This is a genomic window from Burkholderia sp. Ac-20345, assembly GCF_017104825.1.
GTDB classification, from domain to species: Bacteria; Pseudomonadota; Gammaproteobacteria; order Burkholderiales; family Burkholderiaceae; genus Burkholderia; species Burkholderia lata_B.
Genome location: NZ_JAAGPO010000122.1, coordinates 1 through 15,428 on the forward strand (window position 1 = coordinate 1; position 15,428 = coordinate 15,428).

13 protein-coding genes are annotated in these 15,428 nt (G+C 65.0%); 7 read left to right on the top strand and 6 right to left on the bottom strand.

Annotated elements, in window-relative coordinates; all coding sequences use genetic code 11:
- The first annotated feature begins 1,004 nt into the window (after positions 1 to 1,004).
- Complete coding sequence (locus tag G3O06_RS31895; RefSeq protein ID WP_241020349.1) at positions 1,005 to 2,180, top strand: right-handed parallel beta-helix repeat-containing protein; 1,176 nt, start codon at positions 1,005 to 1,007, stop codon at positions 2,178 to 2,180.
- A gap of 277 nt (positions 2,181 to 2,457) precedes the next feature.
- Here the strand turns inward: G3O06_RS31895 and G3O06_RS31900 are convergent, their stop codons facing one another.
- The 4 genes from G3O06_RS31900 to G3O06_RS31915 form a co-directional block, all read right to left on the bottom strand.
- Positions 2,458 to 2,928 carry a GNAT family N-acetyltransferase gene (locus G3O06_RS31900; protein ID WP_175000894.1) on the bottom strand — a complete coding sequence of 157 codons (471 nt, stop codon included), beginning with the start codon at positions 2,926 to 2,928 and terminating at the stop codon, positions 2,458 to 2,460.
- Between the two features lie 117 nt (positions 2,929 to 3,045).
- On the bottom strand, positions 3,046 to 3,417 hold the full coding sequence (locus tag G3O06_RS31905; RefSeq protein ID WP_205818580.1) for a nuclear transport factor 2 family protein: 372 nt from the start codon (positions 3,415 to 3,417) through the stop codon (positions 3,046 to 3,048).
- A 92-nt stretch (positions 3,418 to 3,509) separates the two neighbouring features.
- Positions 3,510 to 4,109: a hypothetical protein gene (locus G3O06_RS31910; protein ID WP_205818582.1), complete on the bottom strand. Its 600-nt coding sequence runs from the start codon at positions 4,107 to 4,109 to the stop codon at positions 3,510 to 3,512.
- 88 nt (positions 4,110 to 4,197) lie between these two features.
- Positions 4,198 to 4,401 carry a hypothetical protein gene (locus G3O06_RS31915; RefSeq protein ID WP_205818584.1) on the bottom strand — a complete coding sequence of 68 codons (204 nt, stop codon included), beginning with the start codon at positions 4,399 to 4,401 and terminating at the stop codon, positions 4,198 to 4,200.
- A 93-nt stretch (positions 4,402 to 4,494) separates the two neighbouring features.
- On the opposite strand from G3O06_RS31915, the gene G3O06_RS31920 reads away from it, so the two are divergent.
- The 3 genes from G3O06_RS31920 to G3O06_RS31930 all read left to right on the top strand — a co-directional run bounded on the left by G3O06_RS31920 (position 4,495) and on the right by G3O06_RS31930 (position 9,183).
- Positions 4,495 to 6,000 carry an aldehyde dehydrogenase gene (locus G3O06_RS31920; protein ID WP_205818585.1) on the top strand — a complete coding sequence of 502 codons (1,506 nt, stop codon included), beginning with the start codon at positions 4,495 to 4,497 and terminating at the stop codon, positions 5,998 to 6,000.
- Between the two features lie 81 nt (positions 6,001 to 6,081).
- On the top strand, positions 6,082 to 7,473 hold the full coding sequence (locus tag G3O06_RS31925; protein WP_205818587.1) for an aspartate aminotransferase family protein: 1,392 nt from the start codon (positions 6,082 to 6,084) through the stop codon (positions 7,471 to 7,473).
- A gap of 300 nt (positions 7,474 to 7,773) precedes the next feature.
- Complete coding sequence (locus tag G3O06_RS31930; protein WP_205818588.1) at positions 7,774 to 9,183, top strand: cytosine permease; 1,410 nt, start codon at positions 7,774 to 7,776, stop codon at positions 9,181 to 9,183.
- Positions 9,184 to 9,195: 12 nt separating this feature from the next.
- Here G3O06_RS31930 and G3O06_RS31935 read toward each other — a convergent pair whose 3' ends face one another.
- Positions 9,196 to 10,446 (bottom strand): SMI1/KNR4 family protein, encoded by a 1,251-nt coding sequence (locus G3O06_RS31935; RefSeq protein WP_205818589.1) that lies wholly within the window; start codon positions 10,444 to 10,446, stop codon positions 9,196 to 9,198.
- Between the two features lie 141 nt (positions 10,447 to 10,587).
- A complete protein-coding gene (locus tag G3O06_RS31940; protein ID WP_205818591.1) occupies positions 10,588 to 11,613 on the bottom strand; it encodes an AraC family transcriptional regulator in 1,026 nt (341 codons plus the stop codon).
- 143 nt (positions 11,614 to 11,756) lie between these two features.
- On the opposite strand from G3O06_RS31940, the gene G3O06_RS31945 reads away from it, so the two are divergent.
- Genes G3O06_RS31945 through G3O06_RS31955 form a run of 3 tightly spaced genes read left to right on the top strand, consistent with a single transcriptional unit; the run spans position 11,757 to position 15,423 of the window.
- Complete coding sequence (locus G3O06_RS31945) at positions 11,757 to 13,424, top strand: acyl-CoA synthetase (protein ID WP_205818592.1); 1,668 nt, start codon at positions 11,757 to 11,759, stop codon at positions 13,422 to 13,424.
- Positions 13,425 to 13,446: 22 nt separating this feature from the next.
- Positions 13,447 to 14,214: a 3-hydroxyacyl-CoA dehydrogenase gene (locus tag G3O06_RS31950; RefSeq protein ID WP_205818594.1), complete on the top strand. Its 768-nt coding sequence runs from the start codon at positions 13,447 to 13,449 to the stop codon at positions 14,212 to 14,214.
- Positions 14,215 to 14,232: 18 nt separating this feature from the next.
- On the top strand, positions 14,233 to 15,423 hold the full coding sequence (locus tag G3O06_RS31955) for an acetyl-CoA C-acyltransferase (RefSeq protein ID WP_174974148.1): 1,191 nt from the start codon (positions 14,233 to 14,235) through the stop codon (positions 15,421 to 15,423).
- Positions 15,424 to 15,428: the final 5 nt, after the last annotated feature.

The following is a 15,428-nucleotide window of genomic DNA, read 5'->3' on the forward strand; positions in this document are numbered from 1 at the left end:
GGACCGTGAAACGACTCTACGCCGATGATAGTGCGGATTCCCGTGTGAAAGTAGGTAATCGTCAGGCTCCCTAAGCCAGAAACCCCCGCCCGAAAGGCGGGGGTTTTTGCATTTCAGCGGCGGAAATACATGGGGGATCGGGATGGGCGGCAGGCCGAACACAGCTCCGCGTCACTCATATCTCCAGGCACGTTCCGCAGCGCGCCAAATCAATCTGGTTGGAATCGGGGCGTCGAATGCGCCGACTCAGCCTCCATTGTTCTTGAGCGATCAACGGCGCGTCGGTGTCGTACTTGGTCGACCAGAACACGTCGCAAATACCATCTCATTCCACCTCAATGCAACCATCGCGGAAGCGCAAAAATTTAGGTGCAGTGCGCCAAATTGCATGGTTCCCGAGAATGTAGACGTAAGGTATAGCCTGCCTCCAGGCCGTCGTGGCAATGTCATGCCGTAATATCCGGCTTCCGAATGAGACGATCGTACATGCAAGGATCACGGTCTTACGACGTCGCGCGCCCTATGTCGCATTTACGAATGACGCGTGCGATATAGACTGGGGATGAGTACCGGGAACGCTCGAATTGCGAGAATGTCGACGTCCCGATTACGCTCAGGAGCGAGTGATTGATTCGAGTCCAACGCGCAGTGCCGGCGCTGTCTGGATTGAGCTGTCATCATTGGGAACACGCACGTGCGACGGCACGCGAGCCGGCTATCCGGTATTCAGCGTGGTAACGGAACGTTGCTCCGCCATATCGGTTATCCATTTAAGTTCGTAATCCTGATTGACCGATGGGTTATATCCTCATCGGGCAGTCTTGTTGCGCGAATGCTCTGCAGTCGTCATCTGGCCATTATGGGCAAGCGCGCGAGTGAGAATATCCATGGAAAAGTCATTTGGCGTACTCGGTTCGAGTCGAGTTTTCCTCCTGATTTGCACTGCATGTTTCGTCTCATCGTCTTCTGTCGTATTCGCGTCGGGAGGCACGTGGCAAGCACACATGGCTCGCATCGCGCAGGCACTTCCGGTTGTGACTGTCCGGCCAACGGCAAACGGCGGCGATCAGACCGACGCGTTGCAGGCCGCGTTCAATGCGTTGCTGCCGGGCCAGCGCTTGGTGCTTGCGCCGGGAACCTATGCCGTCAGCCGGTCATTGAACGTCGCGCAGGCGAACGTCGTGATATCAGGCTATGGCGCGACGCTGGTCGCCAGCAATCCGAATGACCAGACACTCGTAATGAGCGGCCGGGGCTCGACACTCGTCGGCGTCACGTTGATCGGTACGGGCACGACGCGGCTGGCGACGCGCGAGTCGACCAAGGTCGAGGTAACGGGCACGGACATTCAAGTGCTAGACGTGACGATTCGCGGCGGCGCCAGTGCAGGGATCTTCGTGTATGGCGGCACGAACGTCGCGATCGTGAACAATACAGTGCAGTCGACGCTGGCGGACGGCATTCATACGACCTATGGCTCGACCAACGTGCGGGTGGAGGGCAATACCGTGAAGGACACCGGCGACGACCTGATCGCCGTCGTCAGCTATCAGGCCGACGGCCGCATTAGCGGCAACGTGCTGATTGATCACAACTCGGTATCGGGCAATTACTGGGGGCGCGGTATCGCCGTGGTCGGCGGGCAGTCCGTGACAATCTCGAACAACACCATCGACGGCGTGCAGAAGGCGTCGGGCATCCTGGTCGCACAGGAAGCGAGCTGGAACACATACGATGCGACGAACGTGATCGTGAGCGGCAACACCGTGTCGAATATCCAGAACTCGAATGTGAACAATGGCCTACAGCCGACACAGCTGGGCGCGCTCCGCCTGAGCGCGTGGCCTGGAACGGTCTCGTCGGTTGCAGTGACCAACAACAAGGTGTCCGGCTCGGGATATGCCGGTTTCCAGGCGGAGGGGAATATCTGCCAGTTCAGCCTCACCGGCGACGCGTTTTCGTCGATTTCCGGCGTAGCAGTAGCGGTGCTGGCGAGTGGATGTACCCCCACGCAGATGGTCGTTGCCGGCAACACACTGGATGGAGTCGCACTTGTGCCGCCGGTCGGAACCTCCAAGTCCGGGTTGATTCAGGTAAGTGGTGCGGCAACGGCGACGCTGCCGACGGTGCGTTGGAGCCTGATGCAGACAACAGGATCATCGGCGCGGATGCGGGAATGAGGCCGCTTTGACCTTACCCGAGATTCCCCGCCGCTATCCAGATCCTCGTGTTTTGAGGCAAGCCGATCGTCGCAAGATTCGATCGTGAACAGACCGCAGCACGGTGGGGGCTGGTGCGCCTTCGATACGAATCGACGTTTTACCGTGCTGAATCTGGATCGAGCCGGATGGCATGTCGGTCGCGGCTGGCGCTTCGACCGCTGTCGACGGCTGAGCTGGCGGCCTCGATTCTGTCGAGCTCGGCGCGGCACGGTGAGTCATGTCGCTGCGATTTCCCTCACGAGTCGATCGTGATCCGCAAGATCGGGAAAAACCTGCCCGGGACGACGCTCGATTCCTTTTCGCCAATTTTTTCAGCTCCGAGCGCCAGATAGAACGGAACCGCGTTGGGATCGGCTTCGATCACGAAGCTTCTGATCCCTCTCGCGGCGCTCTCCCTGCGGACCGCTTCCCACAGTGCACGGGCCACACCCCGCCCCATGTGGTCGGGATGGACGAACAGCCATCCGGGAGTCGGGTGATCCGATTCCGATGACGCCCTGACCCAGAACCCGATGATTGTCTCGCCGGATTCCACGACGTAACCGATCGACCCATCGATCGTCTCCGGTGCGATAGTGAGATCGCTCTGCCACAAGTCGAGCCAGTCCTTCGGATAGCCCCAGTGTGCCTTCGAAATGCGAGCCAGTCGCGTGAGTTCGTCCGCGTCTGCGGTACGGGCAGCACGTACGGTAAATGGTTTGTGCATGTCGTCTCCTGTCAGGGTCGACACCTTCGCCGAGGTATCGTCTGGCCCGCACCGACCCAACTCCGGATTCGCGGCTTACCGGTTTACCGGCTCGAAGGAAGGTCAAGCTCGACGCGGCTACATAACCTGCGATGCATGCCCGGCGACGACGCACCAGCCGGCGCTTGATCGACGCCACAGCCGAGTATAGGCAAACACGCCGTCGAATGCCGTGCCGTCGAAATGGCCTGCAAGTGTCGCCTTCGTCGTGGTCAGGATCATTTCGCCTATCGCGCATGCACGCGTTTCCTGCACATCGAGCTTGTCGAGACGCAGCAGCTTCTCGCGATGCGCGGCCAGGTCATCTTCCTTCGAGATGACCTGGCCGGTCGGAACGGTGAACACCAGGTTGTCGTCCAGCAACGCATCGAGCGCCGCGACATCGTTGGTCAGCATCGCGGCACGAAGCGCGGCTTCGCTGGGTTCGATGACGGTACGGATTGCATCCATTTAATGGCCTCGCATCGTCTCTGAAGGTTTGTGGTTCCGCTCATGCCGGCGAGCAACAGCAGCAAGCAACATACCTCACCGACGGCTACCGTCTACCGCGCGTTCGACAGCGATTGACGCCGGACGAGTATCACCACGCAGATGCCGATCGACGCGATGACGTTGACGGCCGGATAGAACGCGACGGCGACACTCCACGTGCTCAGTGCCAGCAACGCAAGCGCGTACTTGAACACGCACAGCACGAAATACGCGAGGCTCTCGCTCCACGGATCACGCATCGTCTTGCGGACGGTCGGGCCGAGGCCGGCAAGCTCGATCAGCGTGACCAGGCAGATCGAGATCGTCGGGTCGTCGGTCAGCATCCACAGCGGAATGGCCGACAGGGCCGCGACCAGGAAAAGCCAGTCGACGCGGGTCCAGCCGCGTTCGCCGCGAAAGATGCTCGCCACCAGCGTCAGAAAGCATGTAACGGAAATCGCTGCCGTGCACCACGCGGACGGCCCCGCACCCGCGACGAACTGGCCGGCAGCCGCGATTGCCGTGACGACCGACCACACGAGCCACGTGAACAGGTGCGGACGAACGGTGCGCCGGTAGATCGCGAACGCGTACGGAATCGCCGCCAGCAAAGACACGGCCGTTCCGATCACGCCAAAGATCGAAGCGGCGCCCTGATCGACATTCACCATCGACGCATCCTTGTTCGCACCGGCCGACCAGTATGTGGTCGGCCGGGCCGTGGCGCAATGTCGTGCCGGCCAGGTGTTGCCGCCGGCGCTACGTCGCGTCGCGCCGGCGAGCCGATGCGATCGCACGCAAACAAACGGCACCGGAACCGTAACGTGGCAGGAAAACCCACTGCACGACCGAAGAATGAATAGAAATAACCTCTTCAATGAGAAGAAAAACTGTTCTTTCGAATCTCTTTTTGATGACCGACAGTTTGCCAACCGGACGACTGCGGCGATGCACGGCGGTCATGGGCATCGGTCGTGCCCGCTGGCGTCTTTCGTCGGGTCGAGTTCAGGCGGAGAACAACGCACAAACGCCTGGTCGTCAAAAACGGAGTCTTGAATGAACCCAACTTCAGCAGACAATCATCAGCACGCGGACTGGAGTCGTCTCGCGGCGCAAGTCGTCCCGAGAACGCTCGCGCATATCGGCGGCCGCAGCGTACCGGCTCGAAGCGGCCGGACGTTCGCCGCGATCAATCCGGCCACCGAGGCCGTCATCGCGGAAGTCGCGTCGTGCGATGCACTGGATGTCGACGACGCGGTGCGTGCCGCGCGTCACGCATTCGAATCCGGCGTCTGGTCGCGCTGTGCGCCGGCAGAACGCAAGCGCGTGCTTTGCCGGCTTGGTGACCTCATCGCATCGCATGGAGCGGAGCTTGCGCTGCTCGACTCGCTCAACATGGGCAAGCGGGTGGCGGATGCGTTCAGCATCGACGTGCCGGCCGCAGGCGGTCTGTTCAGCTGGTACGGCGAAGCCGTCGACAAGCTGCATGGCGAAGTCGCGTCGACCGACCCCGGCAACCTCGCGGTCGTCACGCGCGAACCGTTGGGGGTCGTCGGCGCCGTGGTGCCGTGGAATTTCCCGCTCGACATGGTTGCGTGGAAGGTGGCGCCGGCGCTGGCGGCAGGCAACAGTGTCGTGCTGAAGCCGGCGGAGCAATCGCCGCTGTCCGCATTGCGTCTTGCGGAACTGGCGCTCGAGGCCGGCCTGCCGCCGGGCGTGCTGAACGTCGTGCCGGGCTACGGCGAGACAGCGGGGCGCGCGCTCGGGTTGCATCCCGACGTGGACGTGCTTGCATTCACAGGCTCGACGGCCGTCGGCAAGAAATTCCTCGAGTACGCCGCGCAGTCGAACATGAAGCAGGTGTGGCTCGAGTGCGGCGGCAAGAGTCCGAACCTCGTCTTCGACGATGCGGACGATCTCGACATGGCCGCGCGCAAGGCGTGCTTCGGCATTTTCTTCAACCAGGGCGAGGTGTGTTCCGCCAACTCGCGGTTGCTGGTTCAACGTTCGATTCACGATGCGTTCGTCGATCGGCTGATTGCGCATGCCGCCGCGTTCATGCCGGGCGATCCGCTCGATCCGTCGAGCGGGATGGGTGCCATCGTCGACGAGCAGCAGCATCGGCGTGTGCGCGAATGGATCGCGCGCGGCCGCGATAGCGCGACGCTCGCAATAGGCGGAGGCGCGCCGCGCGTCGACGGCAAGGGCTACTTCATCGAGCCGACGATCTTCATCGACGTGAAGCACGACGATGCCATCGCACGTGAGGAGATCTTCGGGCCGGTGCTGTCGGTGATGGCGTTCGACACCGAGGACGAGGCCGTCCGGCTCGCGAACGATTCGATCTATGGCCTTGCCGCGTCGGTATGGACCGGCAGCCTGTCACGCGCGCATCGTGTGTCGGGCCGGCTGCGCGCCGGCACGGTGTCCGTCAATACGGTCGATGCGCTGAGCGCGCAGACGCCGTTCGGCGGGTTCCGCCAGTCGGGCTTCGGCCGCGATCTTTCGCTGCATGCGATCGACAAGTACACGGGCCTCAAGACGACCTGGATCAGTTACTGATTCGACGCGGCGGGCCGCAAGCGGTTGCGCCGCGCAGCACGACAACGCTTTTCATCCATACAACGAACCGGAGACTCGCCTATGAATGCGCCCAACTTTCCGCATCGTACGACGCAGGACTATCAACGCAGCGACGCCGCGCATCACCTGCATGCGTTCGTCGACCAGAAGGCGCTGAACGAGGAAGGCGCACGCGTGATGGTGCGCGGCGAAGGTGTCCATTTATGGGACAACGACGGCAACCGCTACCTGGACGGCATGTCCGGGCTGTGGTGCACCAACGTCGGCTATGGGCGGCCGGAGCTGGTCGACGCCGCCGCGCGGCAGATGAAGGAATTGTCCTACTACAACATGTTCTTTCATACGACGCACCCGTCGGTGATCGAACTGTCGGAGCGCCTGTTCGCGCTGCTCGGCAACCGCTTCAGTCACGTGGTGTATACCAATTCGGGATCCGAATCGAACGAAGTGCTGATTCGCACCGTGCGGCGGTTCTGGGACGTGATGGGCAAGCCGGAGAAGAAAGTGCTGATCGGCCGCGTGAACGGCTATCACGGGTCGACGGTGGGCAGTGCATCGCTGGGCGGCATGGCGTTCATGCATGAAATGGGCGACCTGCCGATTCCGAACATCACGCACGTGGACGAACCGTACTGGTACGCGAACGGCGGCGACCTGAGCCCCGAGGCATTCGGCAAGCAGGCGGCACTGTCGCTCGAGCGCAAGATCCTCGAGATCGGCGCGGACCGTGTTGCCGCGTTCGTCGCGGAGCCGTTCCAGGGGGCGGGCGGGATGATCTTTCCGCCGGACGGCTACTGGCAGGAGATCGAACGCATCTGCCGTCAGTACGACGTGCTGCTCTGCGCGGACGAAGTGATCGGCGGTTTCGGCCGCACCGGCGAGTGGTTCGCGCACCGTCACTTCGGCTTCGAACCGGACCTGATCTGCATGGCCAAGGGGCTGACCTCGGGCTACGTGCCGATGGGCGGGCTGATCATGAGCCGGCGCGTCGGCGATGCGCTGGTCGACAAGGGGGGCGTCTATGCGCACGGGCTGACCTATTCGGGGCACCCGGTCGCGGCCGCCGTCGCGCTGGCCAACCTCGACGTGCTCGAGCGCGAAGGCCTCGTCGAGCGCACGAAGACGGATACCGGGCCGTACCTGCAGAAGGCGCTGCGCGATGCGTTCGACGGTCATCCGCTCGTCGGCGAGATTCAGGGCGTGGGCGCGGTCGGTGCGATCCAGTTTGCGAAGAACAAGGCGACGCGCGAGCGCTTCGCGAACGAGGCCGACCTGACCTGGCACAGCCGGACGGTCGGGTTCGAACTCGGCGCGATCGTGCGTTCGACGAACGGCCGCCTGATCGTTGCGCCGCCGCTGGTGATCGATCACGCGCAAATCGACGAACTGGTCGGCATGATGCGCAAGGCGGTGGACGCCACCGCGCGCGAAGTGCTCGGGATCGACTGCTGACGGGTTGAGCGACGCGCTTTCGTCCGGTGAAAGTTGGGCGGGAGCGCACCGAGCCACGAGATCCGCTTCGGAGACGGGCCGGCTGCGTGCGGCCACCGGAGCGGCCATCTGACAGGTTGAAGATTGGGCGTCGTGGGTGGTGGTCGCGATAAGGCGATGTGCTTGCGACAGCTTATTGATAAGGAATGCAAATAGTATGAATGGCATATTGAAGCGCACGCGCTTTGAGTCGGCCACGCATTCCCGATCACCCGTCAGCCCCCGAATCCACGAACATCACAATAGAAACAAGGAGACGAAATGAGTCAGGGCGAGTCCATTGCTCATCTCGAGGAAAGCACCATCCAGCCGATTCCGCTGACCGAGCGGCACGGCAGCGCGAAGGATCTGTTCACGATCTGGTTCGGGTCGAACATCATGATGCTGACGATCGTCACCGGTTCGCTCGCTACCACGGTGTTCAGGCAGCCGTTCTGGTGGGCGGCGCTCGCGACGCTCGTCGGCAGCCTGATCGGCGCGGTGTTCATGGCGTTGCATTCCGCGCAGGGGCCGCAGCTTGGCGTGCCGCAGATGATCCAGACCCGCGGGCAGTTCGGGTCGTTCGGCGCGCTGCTCGTGGTCGCACTGGTCGTCGTGATGTATGTCGGCTTTTTTGCGTCGAACTGCGTGTTCGGCGGCCAGGCGCTGCACAGCCTGAGCGCCGACATGCCGCTCGAGGCGGGCGTCGTGGTGATCGGCCTGATCAGCCTGCTCGGATCGATCTATGGCTACAAGCTGATCCACGCGTATGCGCGGCTGTTGAGCTGGTGCTCGGGTAGCGTACTCGTGCTGGCATTCGTGTGGATCATCTTCGTACATGGATTGCCCGCCGACACGTTCTCGAAGCATTCGCTCAACCTGTCCGGCTTCCTGGGTGCGATGTCGGTCGCCGCGCTGTGGCAGATCGCCTATGCGCCTTACGTGTCGGACTATTCGCGCTACCTGCCGCCCGATACCGGGCCGCGCACGGCGTTCTGGTCGAGTTACTGGGGCTGCGTGCTCGGCTCGTTCTTCCCGATGCTGCTCGGCTGCCTGGTGGGCCTCGCGACGCCCGACGGCAATGTCGTGAGCGGCCTCACCGGCCTCACGCAAGGGATCAGCGTGCTCGTGATCGTCGTGCTGTCGTTCGGCATCGCGGCCAGCAATGCGATGGAGCTGTATTGCGGCGCACTGTCGGCCATCACCGTGCTGCAGACGCTCTTTCCGTCGTGGTCGGGCAAGGCACGTGCGCGGGCGATCACCGCGATCGTCCTGTGCGGCATCGCGCTCGCGATCGCGCTGTTCGGGCACGACAATTTCCTCGCCGGCTACACGAACTTCATCCTGCTGCTGCTGTACGTGCTCGTGCCGTGGACCGCGATCAACCTCGTCGATTACTACCTCGTCTGTCACGGCGAGTACGACGTCGATTCGTTCTTCCGGCAGGACGGTGGCATCTACGGACGCTTCAATTCGATCGCGGTTGGCTCGTACTTCATCGGCATCGTTGCGCAGGCGCCGTTCATGGCCACCGATCTCTATACGGGTGAACTGGCGAGCCGGCTCGGCGGCGCGGACGTGTCGTGGATCGTCGGTCTCTCGCTGACGTCGCTCGTCTACTACGCGGGTTGCAAGCTGTTCTCGCGGCCGTTGCAGGGTGTTGCCGCGAGTGTTGACGGGGCTTCCCGGTGAGTACGCGTCACGTTACGGCACGAATGTCCGCAGGCGTTCGGCGTGGGCTTCGAGTCCGTCGAGGCCGAGATAGTGGCTGAGCTTGCCGGTGCGGACTTCAGCGATGTCGGCGGTGAACTTGCGCAGCAGCGGTGCACTCGCCGTGCGGTAGGAGGCCGCCGCATCAACGCCTTGTGCCGCCAGTGCCGCACCGATCAGGCGCGCGCTGTCGGTGCCGCCGCCGGCGACACAGCGCGCCATCGCGTCGGCGTCCGGTCGAACGCCGGCGTCGAGCAGTGCGCGCATCAGTGCGGCCGGCACGTTGCCGGACGCGGATGCCAGCGAATCGGGCGCGACCGGCGCACCGGATTCGAGCAACGCGGCGGCGGCGGCAAATTTCTTGCGCCGCAGCGCATAGTCGGTCGGAATCGCGCTGCCTGCGAGCGCGGTGCCGAGATTCGCGACGAGCGGTGCCAGTTGCACGGTGAGTGCCGCATCGTCGTGGTCGATCGCATGTCGCAACGCCTGGCGCGCGAGCACTGGCTGCGCGGCGAGCGTGCCGTCGGCGAGCGGTGTGCGCCAGTCGATCATGGCGCGGCGATAGAACGCGATCAGCTTGTCTGCCAGCGGCGCCGGCAGGCCATGCTCCGTCCGGCGTTCGTCGACATACTCAAGAAACGTCATGCCGGTTCCACTGTCGCCGGGTTCCAGCGGATCCGCATTGAGCTGCAGTGCGCCGAATGCCGCGTACAGGTCGGGGGCGACCGTCGCGAGGCCATCCTCATGCATCGCGCCGCGCCACGCGGGCGGCAGCCCCTGTTTCCAGGCGAGCACGTGGCCGCAATCCTTTGCGTCGGGCTCCGTCACGATGTAGATGCGATCGCAGTACTCGAATCCGCCGAACGGCAATACGTCGAGCTTGCCGCTCCAGGGGCGTGAATCCTCCTCGGCGGCTTCCTCGGCCAGCTCGAGTTCGTGGTCGATCCAGCCTTCCAGGTCGCGGTAGCCGTTGCTGCCGTTGTAGAACAGCTCACCCCAGCTGATCCCTTCGATATGACCGTTCATCTCCAGCGTCAGGTCGTAGTCGAGGCTGCCGCCGGCCGTCGTGCGCCACAGGTCCAGCAGCGCGGGCGGGAGGTCGCCGTGGCAGCAGGCCTGCACGGCCGCGATGTGGTCGGCCGGCATCGGCGGCTGAGCGTCGAAGATCACGCGGCCGGCAAACAGCACGATGCCGTGCGCGCGCAGGTCGGCCAGTTCAGCGTTGGAAAAGAGGGTGGCTTGCATCGGTGCGGGAGCGGTGATGGTGGGTCGGGTGCTTGCCGTCGACTATCGAAAACGAATGGCAGTTGGCAGATCGCATCGTATCAGCGCCGCGTGAGCGTTTCCGTGTCGGCCGTGCACGCCGGTTGACGACGGCCTTCGGCATCATCCGCTCGCACTGCCCGGCTCCGCCTCCGCCTCCGCCGCATGTACGTCCCGCCGGAACGCGCCGGGGCTCGTGCCCGTCCATTTCCGGAACGCGCGATGAAATGCGCTCGGCTCGGTGAAGCCGAGTTCGGCCGCGATCTCCGCGACGCTGAGCGCATCCCCGCGCAGCAGCGACTGGGCCAGCGCGCCGCGCAGCTCGTCCTTGATTGCCGCGAAGCTTTGCCCTTCACTGCGCAGACGCCGCCGAAGCGTCGCGGGCGTCGTGCCGAGGCGCACGGCCAGCGTATCGAAGTCGGGCCATTCCGCGGCCGGCAGCGTCTTCAGCTGCGCGCGCGTCTTCGCGACCCAGCCCGTATCGTGCCGGTAGCGGACGAGCAGGTTGCCGGGCGCGCCGCGCAGGAAGGCCTTCAGCGCCTGCTCGGAGCGGATCGTCGGCAGCGCGAGGTACGCGGCGTTGAACGCGAGCCGGCTGTCGGGCCGGTCGAAATGCACGGGCACGCCGAAGAATTGGTGATAGTCGCTGCGCTGGTCAGGGCTCGGGCACGCAAAGTCGATGCGCTGTAGCGGGATGCGCCGGCCGATCAGCCAGCATGCGACGCCGAGGAGGATCAACCAGAACGTCCGGTACGCGAACGCCGGGTAGGGCGCGCCCGTTTGTGTCAGCACGATCTGCGCCTGCCCGTCGGCCACGACGAGCTCGCCGTGCGGCTCGTCCAGCACCACGCGCAGGAACTGCAGCGCGCGCCGCAGCGCCTTGTCGAGCGTGCCGGCGTGCAGCACCGCATGGCACAGCAGCGTGAAGCTGCCGTGCCGCATCGGGCGCGCGGCGAGGCCGAAGAACTCGTCGTCCAGCGTGCCGGCGATCGCGAGCCACAGCCGGCCGTATTGCTGCGGCGTGACGGGCTCGCGCACGGCGGCCGGCAGGCCGGCGGCGCGCAGCACGGGCTCCGTCGGGATGCGTTGCCGGCGCAGGCACGCGAGTGCGTCGTCGACGAAATCCGGCGAAATCATCTGCGGCCCCATTTTCCAGCATCCTCCCGACATGGCAAAAGCGATCACGATTCTAGATTCTGTTTGTCATTGATTGCAATGTACGGGCTGTCTACTATCGAACTATCCCCGTCGCGCCCTGGCTCGACGGCGGCCATAACGCACAGGAGACACGCATGCCTGATGGAGCTACCGCCCGGGCGGTGCCGGCCTACGCCGACGCCGTGGCCCGGTTCAGTATCGAGACCGCCGCGCAGCAACTGCACGGCGACCTGGAGCGCGGCCTGAACGCGTGCGTGGAATGCTGCGACCGGCACGCATCGGCGGACGCGATTGCACTCGACTGGATCGACGCCGGCGGGCAGCACCGCAGCTACACGTTTGCGCAGATGAAGGCGCTGTCGGCACGCGTCGCGAACCTGCTGGTTGCACAGGGCATGAAGCCGGGCGACGTGGTGGCGGGCCTGCTGCCGCGCACGCCCGAACTCGTCGCGACGATCCTCGGCACGTGGCGCGCGGGCGCCGTCTATCAGCCGCTGTTCACCGCGTTCGGCCCGAAAGCGATCGAGCACCGGCTGCGCATGAGCGACGCGCGCCTGGTCGTGACCAACGTCGCGAATCGCGCGAAGCTCGACGAGATCACCGGTTGCCCGCCCGTCGCGACGGTGCGCGAGCCGGACGAGACGCTGCCGGAACGCGACATCGATTTCCGCACGGCGCTCGAGGCGCAGTCCGACACGTTCGAACCGGTGCCGCGCAAGGGCACCGACTTGTTCATGATGATGTCGACGTCGGGCACGACGGGTTTGCCGAAAGGCGTGCCGGTGCCGCTTCGCGCGCTGCTTGCGTTCGGTGCATACATGCGCGAAGCGGTGGACCTGCGTGCTGGCGACCGGTTCTGGAACATCGCCGATCCGGGTTGGGCGTACGGCCTCTATTACGCGATCACGGGCCCGCTGCTGCTAGGCCACGCGACGACGCTCTACGAGGGCGGTTTCACGGTCGACAGCACGTACGACGTGATCGAACGGCTCGGGATCACGAGCCTCGCCGGCTCGCCGACGGCCTACCGGATGCTGATGGCGGCCGGGACGGAAGCGGCGGCGCGGCTGAAGGGCAAGCTGCGCGTGGTCAGCAGCGCGGGCGAACCGCTGAATCCGGAAGTCGTGCGCTGGTTCGACGCGGCACTCGGTGCGCCGATCTACGATCACTACGGCCAGACTGAACTCGGGATGGTCGTGAACAACCACCACGGCCTCGCGCATGCGGTCCACGCCGGTTCGGCCGGCTTTGCGATGCCCGGCTATCGTGTCGCGGTGCTCGACGAGGCGAGCCGCGAACTCGGACCCGGCGAGCCCGGCAACCTCGCGATCGACATCGCGCGCTCGCCGCTGCTGTGGTTCCACGGCTACTGGCAGCAGGACACGCCGGCGATCGCGGGCGGCTACTACCGGACCGGCGACAACGTCGAGCTGGAGCCGGACGGCACCGTGAGCTTCATCGGCCGCGCGGACGACGTGATCACGTCGTCCGGCTACCGGATCGGACCGTTCGACGTGGAAAGCGCACTGATCGAGCATCCGGCCGTGAGCGAGGCCGCCGTCATCGGCGTGCCCGACGCGGAGCGCACGGAGATCGTCAAGGCGTTCGTCGTGCTGTCGAAAGACTACGACGGCACGCCGGCACTGGCCGAGGAACTGAGCCTGCACGTGAAGCGGCGGCTGTCCGCTCACGCCTATCCTCGCGCGATCGACTTCGTCGACGCGCTGCCGAAAACCCCGAGCGGAAAGATCCAGCGCTTCGTATTGCGCAAGATGGAAGCCGAGAAGGCCGCTCAACCCTGAACACTTACTGTACGGACTGCGAATGGATATCAAGGATCGCGTTTTTCTGATCACGGGCGCCGGTTCGGGCCTCGGCGCCGCGGTGGCGCGCATGGTGGTCGCGGAAGGCGGCAAGGCCATGCTGCTGGACGTCAACGAAGAGGCCGGCGCGGGCCTCGCGCACGAACTCGGTGCGGCCGCACGCTTCGTGAAGACCGATGTGACGAGCGAAGCCGACGGCCAGGCGGCCGTCGCCGCCGCGCATGACGCGTTCGGCCGCATCGACGCGCTCGTGAACTGCGCGGGCGTTGCGCCGGGCGAGAAGGTGGTGGGTCGCGACGGCCCGCACTCGCTCGACCGTTTCGCGCGCGCGGTGTCGATCAATCTGGTCGGCACGTTCAACATGATCCGGCTGGCCGCCGAAGCGATGTCGAAGCAGGACGCCGACGCGGAAGGCGAGCGCGGCGTGATCGTCAACACCGCGTCGGTCGCGGCGTTCGACGGGCAGATCGGGCAGGCCGCGTATGCGGCGTCGAAGAGCGGCGTGGTGGGCATGACGCTGCCGATCGCGCGCGAGCTCGCACGGTTCGGCATTCGTGTCGTGACGGTCGCGCCGGGAATCTTCGCGACGCCGATGATGGCCGGCATGCCGCAGGACGTGCAGGACGCGCTCGGCAAGAGCGTGCCGTTCCCGCCGCGGCTCGGCCGCCCGGAAGAATTTGCGGCGCTGGTGCGCCACATCGCCGAGAACACGATGCTGAACGGCGAAGTCATCCGTCTCGATGGCGCGTTGCGCATGGCACCGCGCTGACACTGGAGGAAGCGAATCATGACGACTCAGGATCCGATCGTAATCGTTGGCACGGCGCGTACGCCGATGGGTGGTTTTCAAGGCGACCTGGCGGCAGCCAGCGCGAGCGACCTTGGCGCGGTAGCGATTCGCGCAGCGCTCGAGCGCGCGAACGTGCCGGCCGAGCGTATCGATGAAATCGTGTTCGGCTGCGTGCTGCCGGCGGGCCAGGGCCAGGCGCCGGCGCGGCAGGCCGCGCTGAAGGCCGGGCTGCCGCTCGCGGCGGGCGCGACCACGGTCAACAAGATGTGCGGCTCGGGGATGAAGGCTGCGATGTTTGCGCACGACCTGCTGCTGGCGGGTTCGGCAGGTGTAGCCGTCGCGGGCGGGATGGAGAGCATGACGAATGCGCCGTACCTGCTGCCGAAGGCGCGTGCGGGGATGCGCATGGGGCACGGGCAGGTGCTGGATCACATGTTCCTCGACGGGCTCGAGGACGCGTACGAGAAGGGCCGCCTGATGGGCACGTTTGCCGAGGATTGCGCGCAGGCGTACCAGTTCACGCGCGAGGCACAGGATGCGTTCGCGATCGCATCGCTGACGCGCGCGCAACGCGCGATCGCCGAAGGGCATTTCGTGTCGGAGATCGCGCCGGTGACCGTGAAGGCGGGCAAGACCGAAAACGTCGTGTCGATCGATGAACAGCCGGGCAACGCGAAGCTCGACAAGATCCCGACGCTGAAGCCGGCTTTCCGCGACGGCGGCACGGTGACGGCCGCCAATGCGTCGTCGATCTCGGACGGCGCAGCCGCGCTCGTGATGATGCGCCGCTCGGAAGCCGAGCGCCTGGGCCTCACGCCGAAGGCCGTGATCGTCGGGCATTCGACTTACGCGGACAAACCGGGCCTGTTTGCAACCGCGCCGATCGGCGCGCTGCGCAAGCTGTCGGAGAAAACCGGCTGGAACCTGCGCGATGTCGACCTGTTCGAGATCAACGAAGCATTCGCCGTGGTGCCGATGGCCGCGATGCGCGACCTCGACTTGCCGCACGAGAAGGTCAACGTGCACGGCGGCGCGTGTGCGCTCGGCCATCCGATCGGCGCATCGGGTGCGCGCGTGATGGTGACGCTGCTGGCCGCGCTCGAAACGTACGGCATGAAGCGCGGCGTTGCGTCGCTGTGTATCGGCGGCGGCGAGGCGACGGCGATCGCGATCGAGCGCATCGCGTAACGCAT

What these genes read in the sequence shown, in the direction of transcription:
- G3O06_RS31895 (WP_241020349.1), top strand. Translation starts at nt 1,005, where the DNA reads ATGGCTCGCATCGCGCAGGCACTTCCGGTTGTGACTGTCCGGCCAACG.
- G3O06_RS31900 (WP_175000894.1), bottom strand. Translation starts at nt 2,928, where the DNA reads ATGCACAAACCATTTACCGTACGTGCTGCCCGTACCGCAGACGCGGAC.
- G3O06_RS31905 (WP_205818580.1), bottom strand. Translation starts at nt 3,417, where the DNA reads ATGGATGCAATCCGTACCGTCATCGAACCCAGCGAAGCCGCGCTTCGT.
- G3O06_RS31910 (WP_205818582.1), bottom strand. Translation starts at nt 4,109, where the DNA reads ATGGTGAATGTCGATCAGGGCGCCGCTTCGATCTTTGGCGTGATCGGA.
- G3O06_RS31915 (WP_205818584.1), bottom strand. Translation starts at nt 4,401, where the DNA reads ATGACCGCCGTGCATCGCCGCAGTCGTCCGGTTGGCAAACTGTCGGTC.
- G3O06_RS31920 (WP_205818585.1), top strand. Translation starts at nt 4,495, where the DNA reads ATGAACCCAACTTCAGCAGACAATCATCAGCACGCGGACTGGAGTCGT.
- G3O06_RS31925 (WP_205818587.1), top strand. Translation starts at nt 6,082, where the DNA reads ATGAATGCGCCCAACTTTCCGCATCGTACGACGCAGGACTATCAACGC.
- G3O06_RS31930 (WP_205818588.1), top strand. Translation starts at nt 7,774, where the DNA reads ATGAGTCAGGGCGAGTCCATTGCTCATCTCGAGGAAAGCACCATCCAG.
- G3O06_RS31935 (WP_205818589.1), bottom strand. Translation starts at nt 10,446, where the DNA reads ATGCAAGCCACCCTCTTTTCCAACGCTGAACTGGCCGACCTGCGCGCG.
- G3O06_RS31940 (WP_205818591.1), bottom strand. Translation starts at nt 11,613, where the DNA reads ATGGGGCCGCAGATGATTTCGCCGGATTTCGTCGACGACGCACTCGCG.
- G3O06_RS31945 (WP_205818592.1), top strand. Translation starts at nt 11,757, where the DNA reads ATGCCTGATGGAGCTACCGCCCGGGCGGTGCCGGCCTACGCCGACGCC.
- G3O06_RS31950 (WP_205818594.1), top strand. Translation starts at nt 13,447, where the DNA reads ATGGATATCAAGGATCGCGTTTTTCTGATCACGGGCGCCGGTTCGGGC.
- G3O06_RS31955 (WP_174974148.1), top strand. Translation starts at nt 14,233, where the DNA reads ATGACGACTCAGGATCCGATCGTAATCGTTGGCACGGCGCGTACGCCG.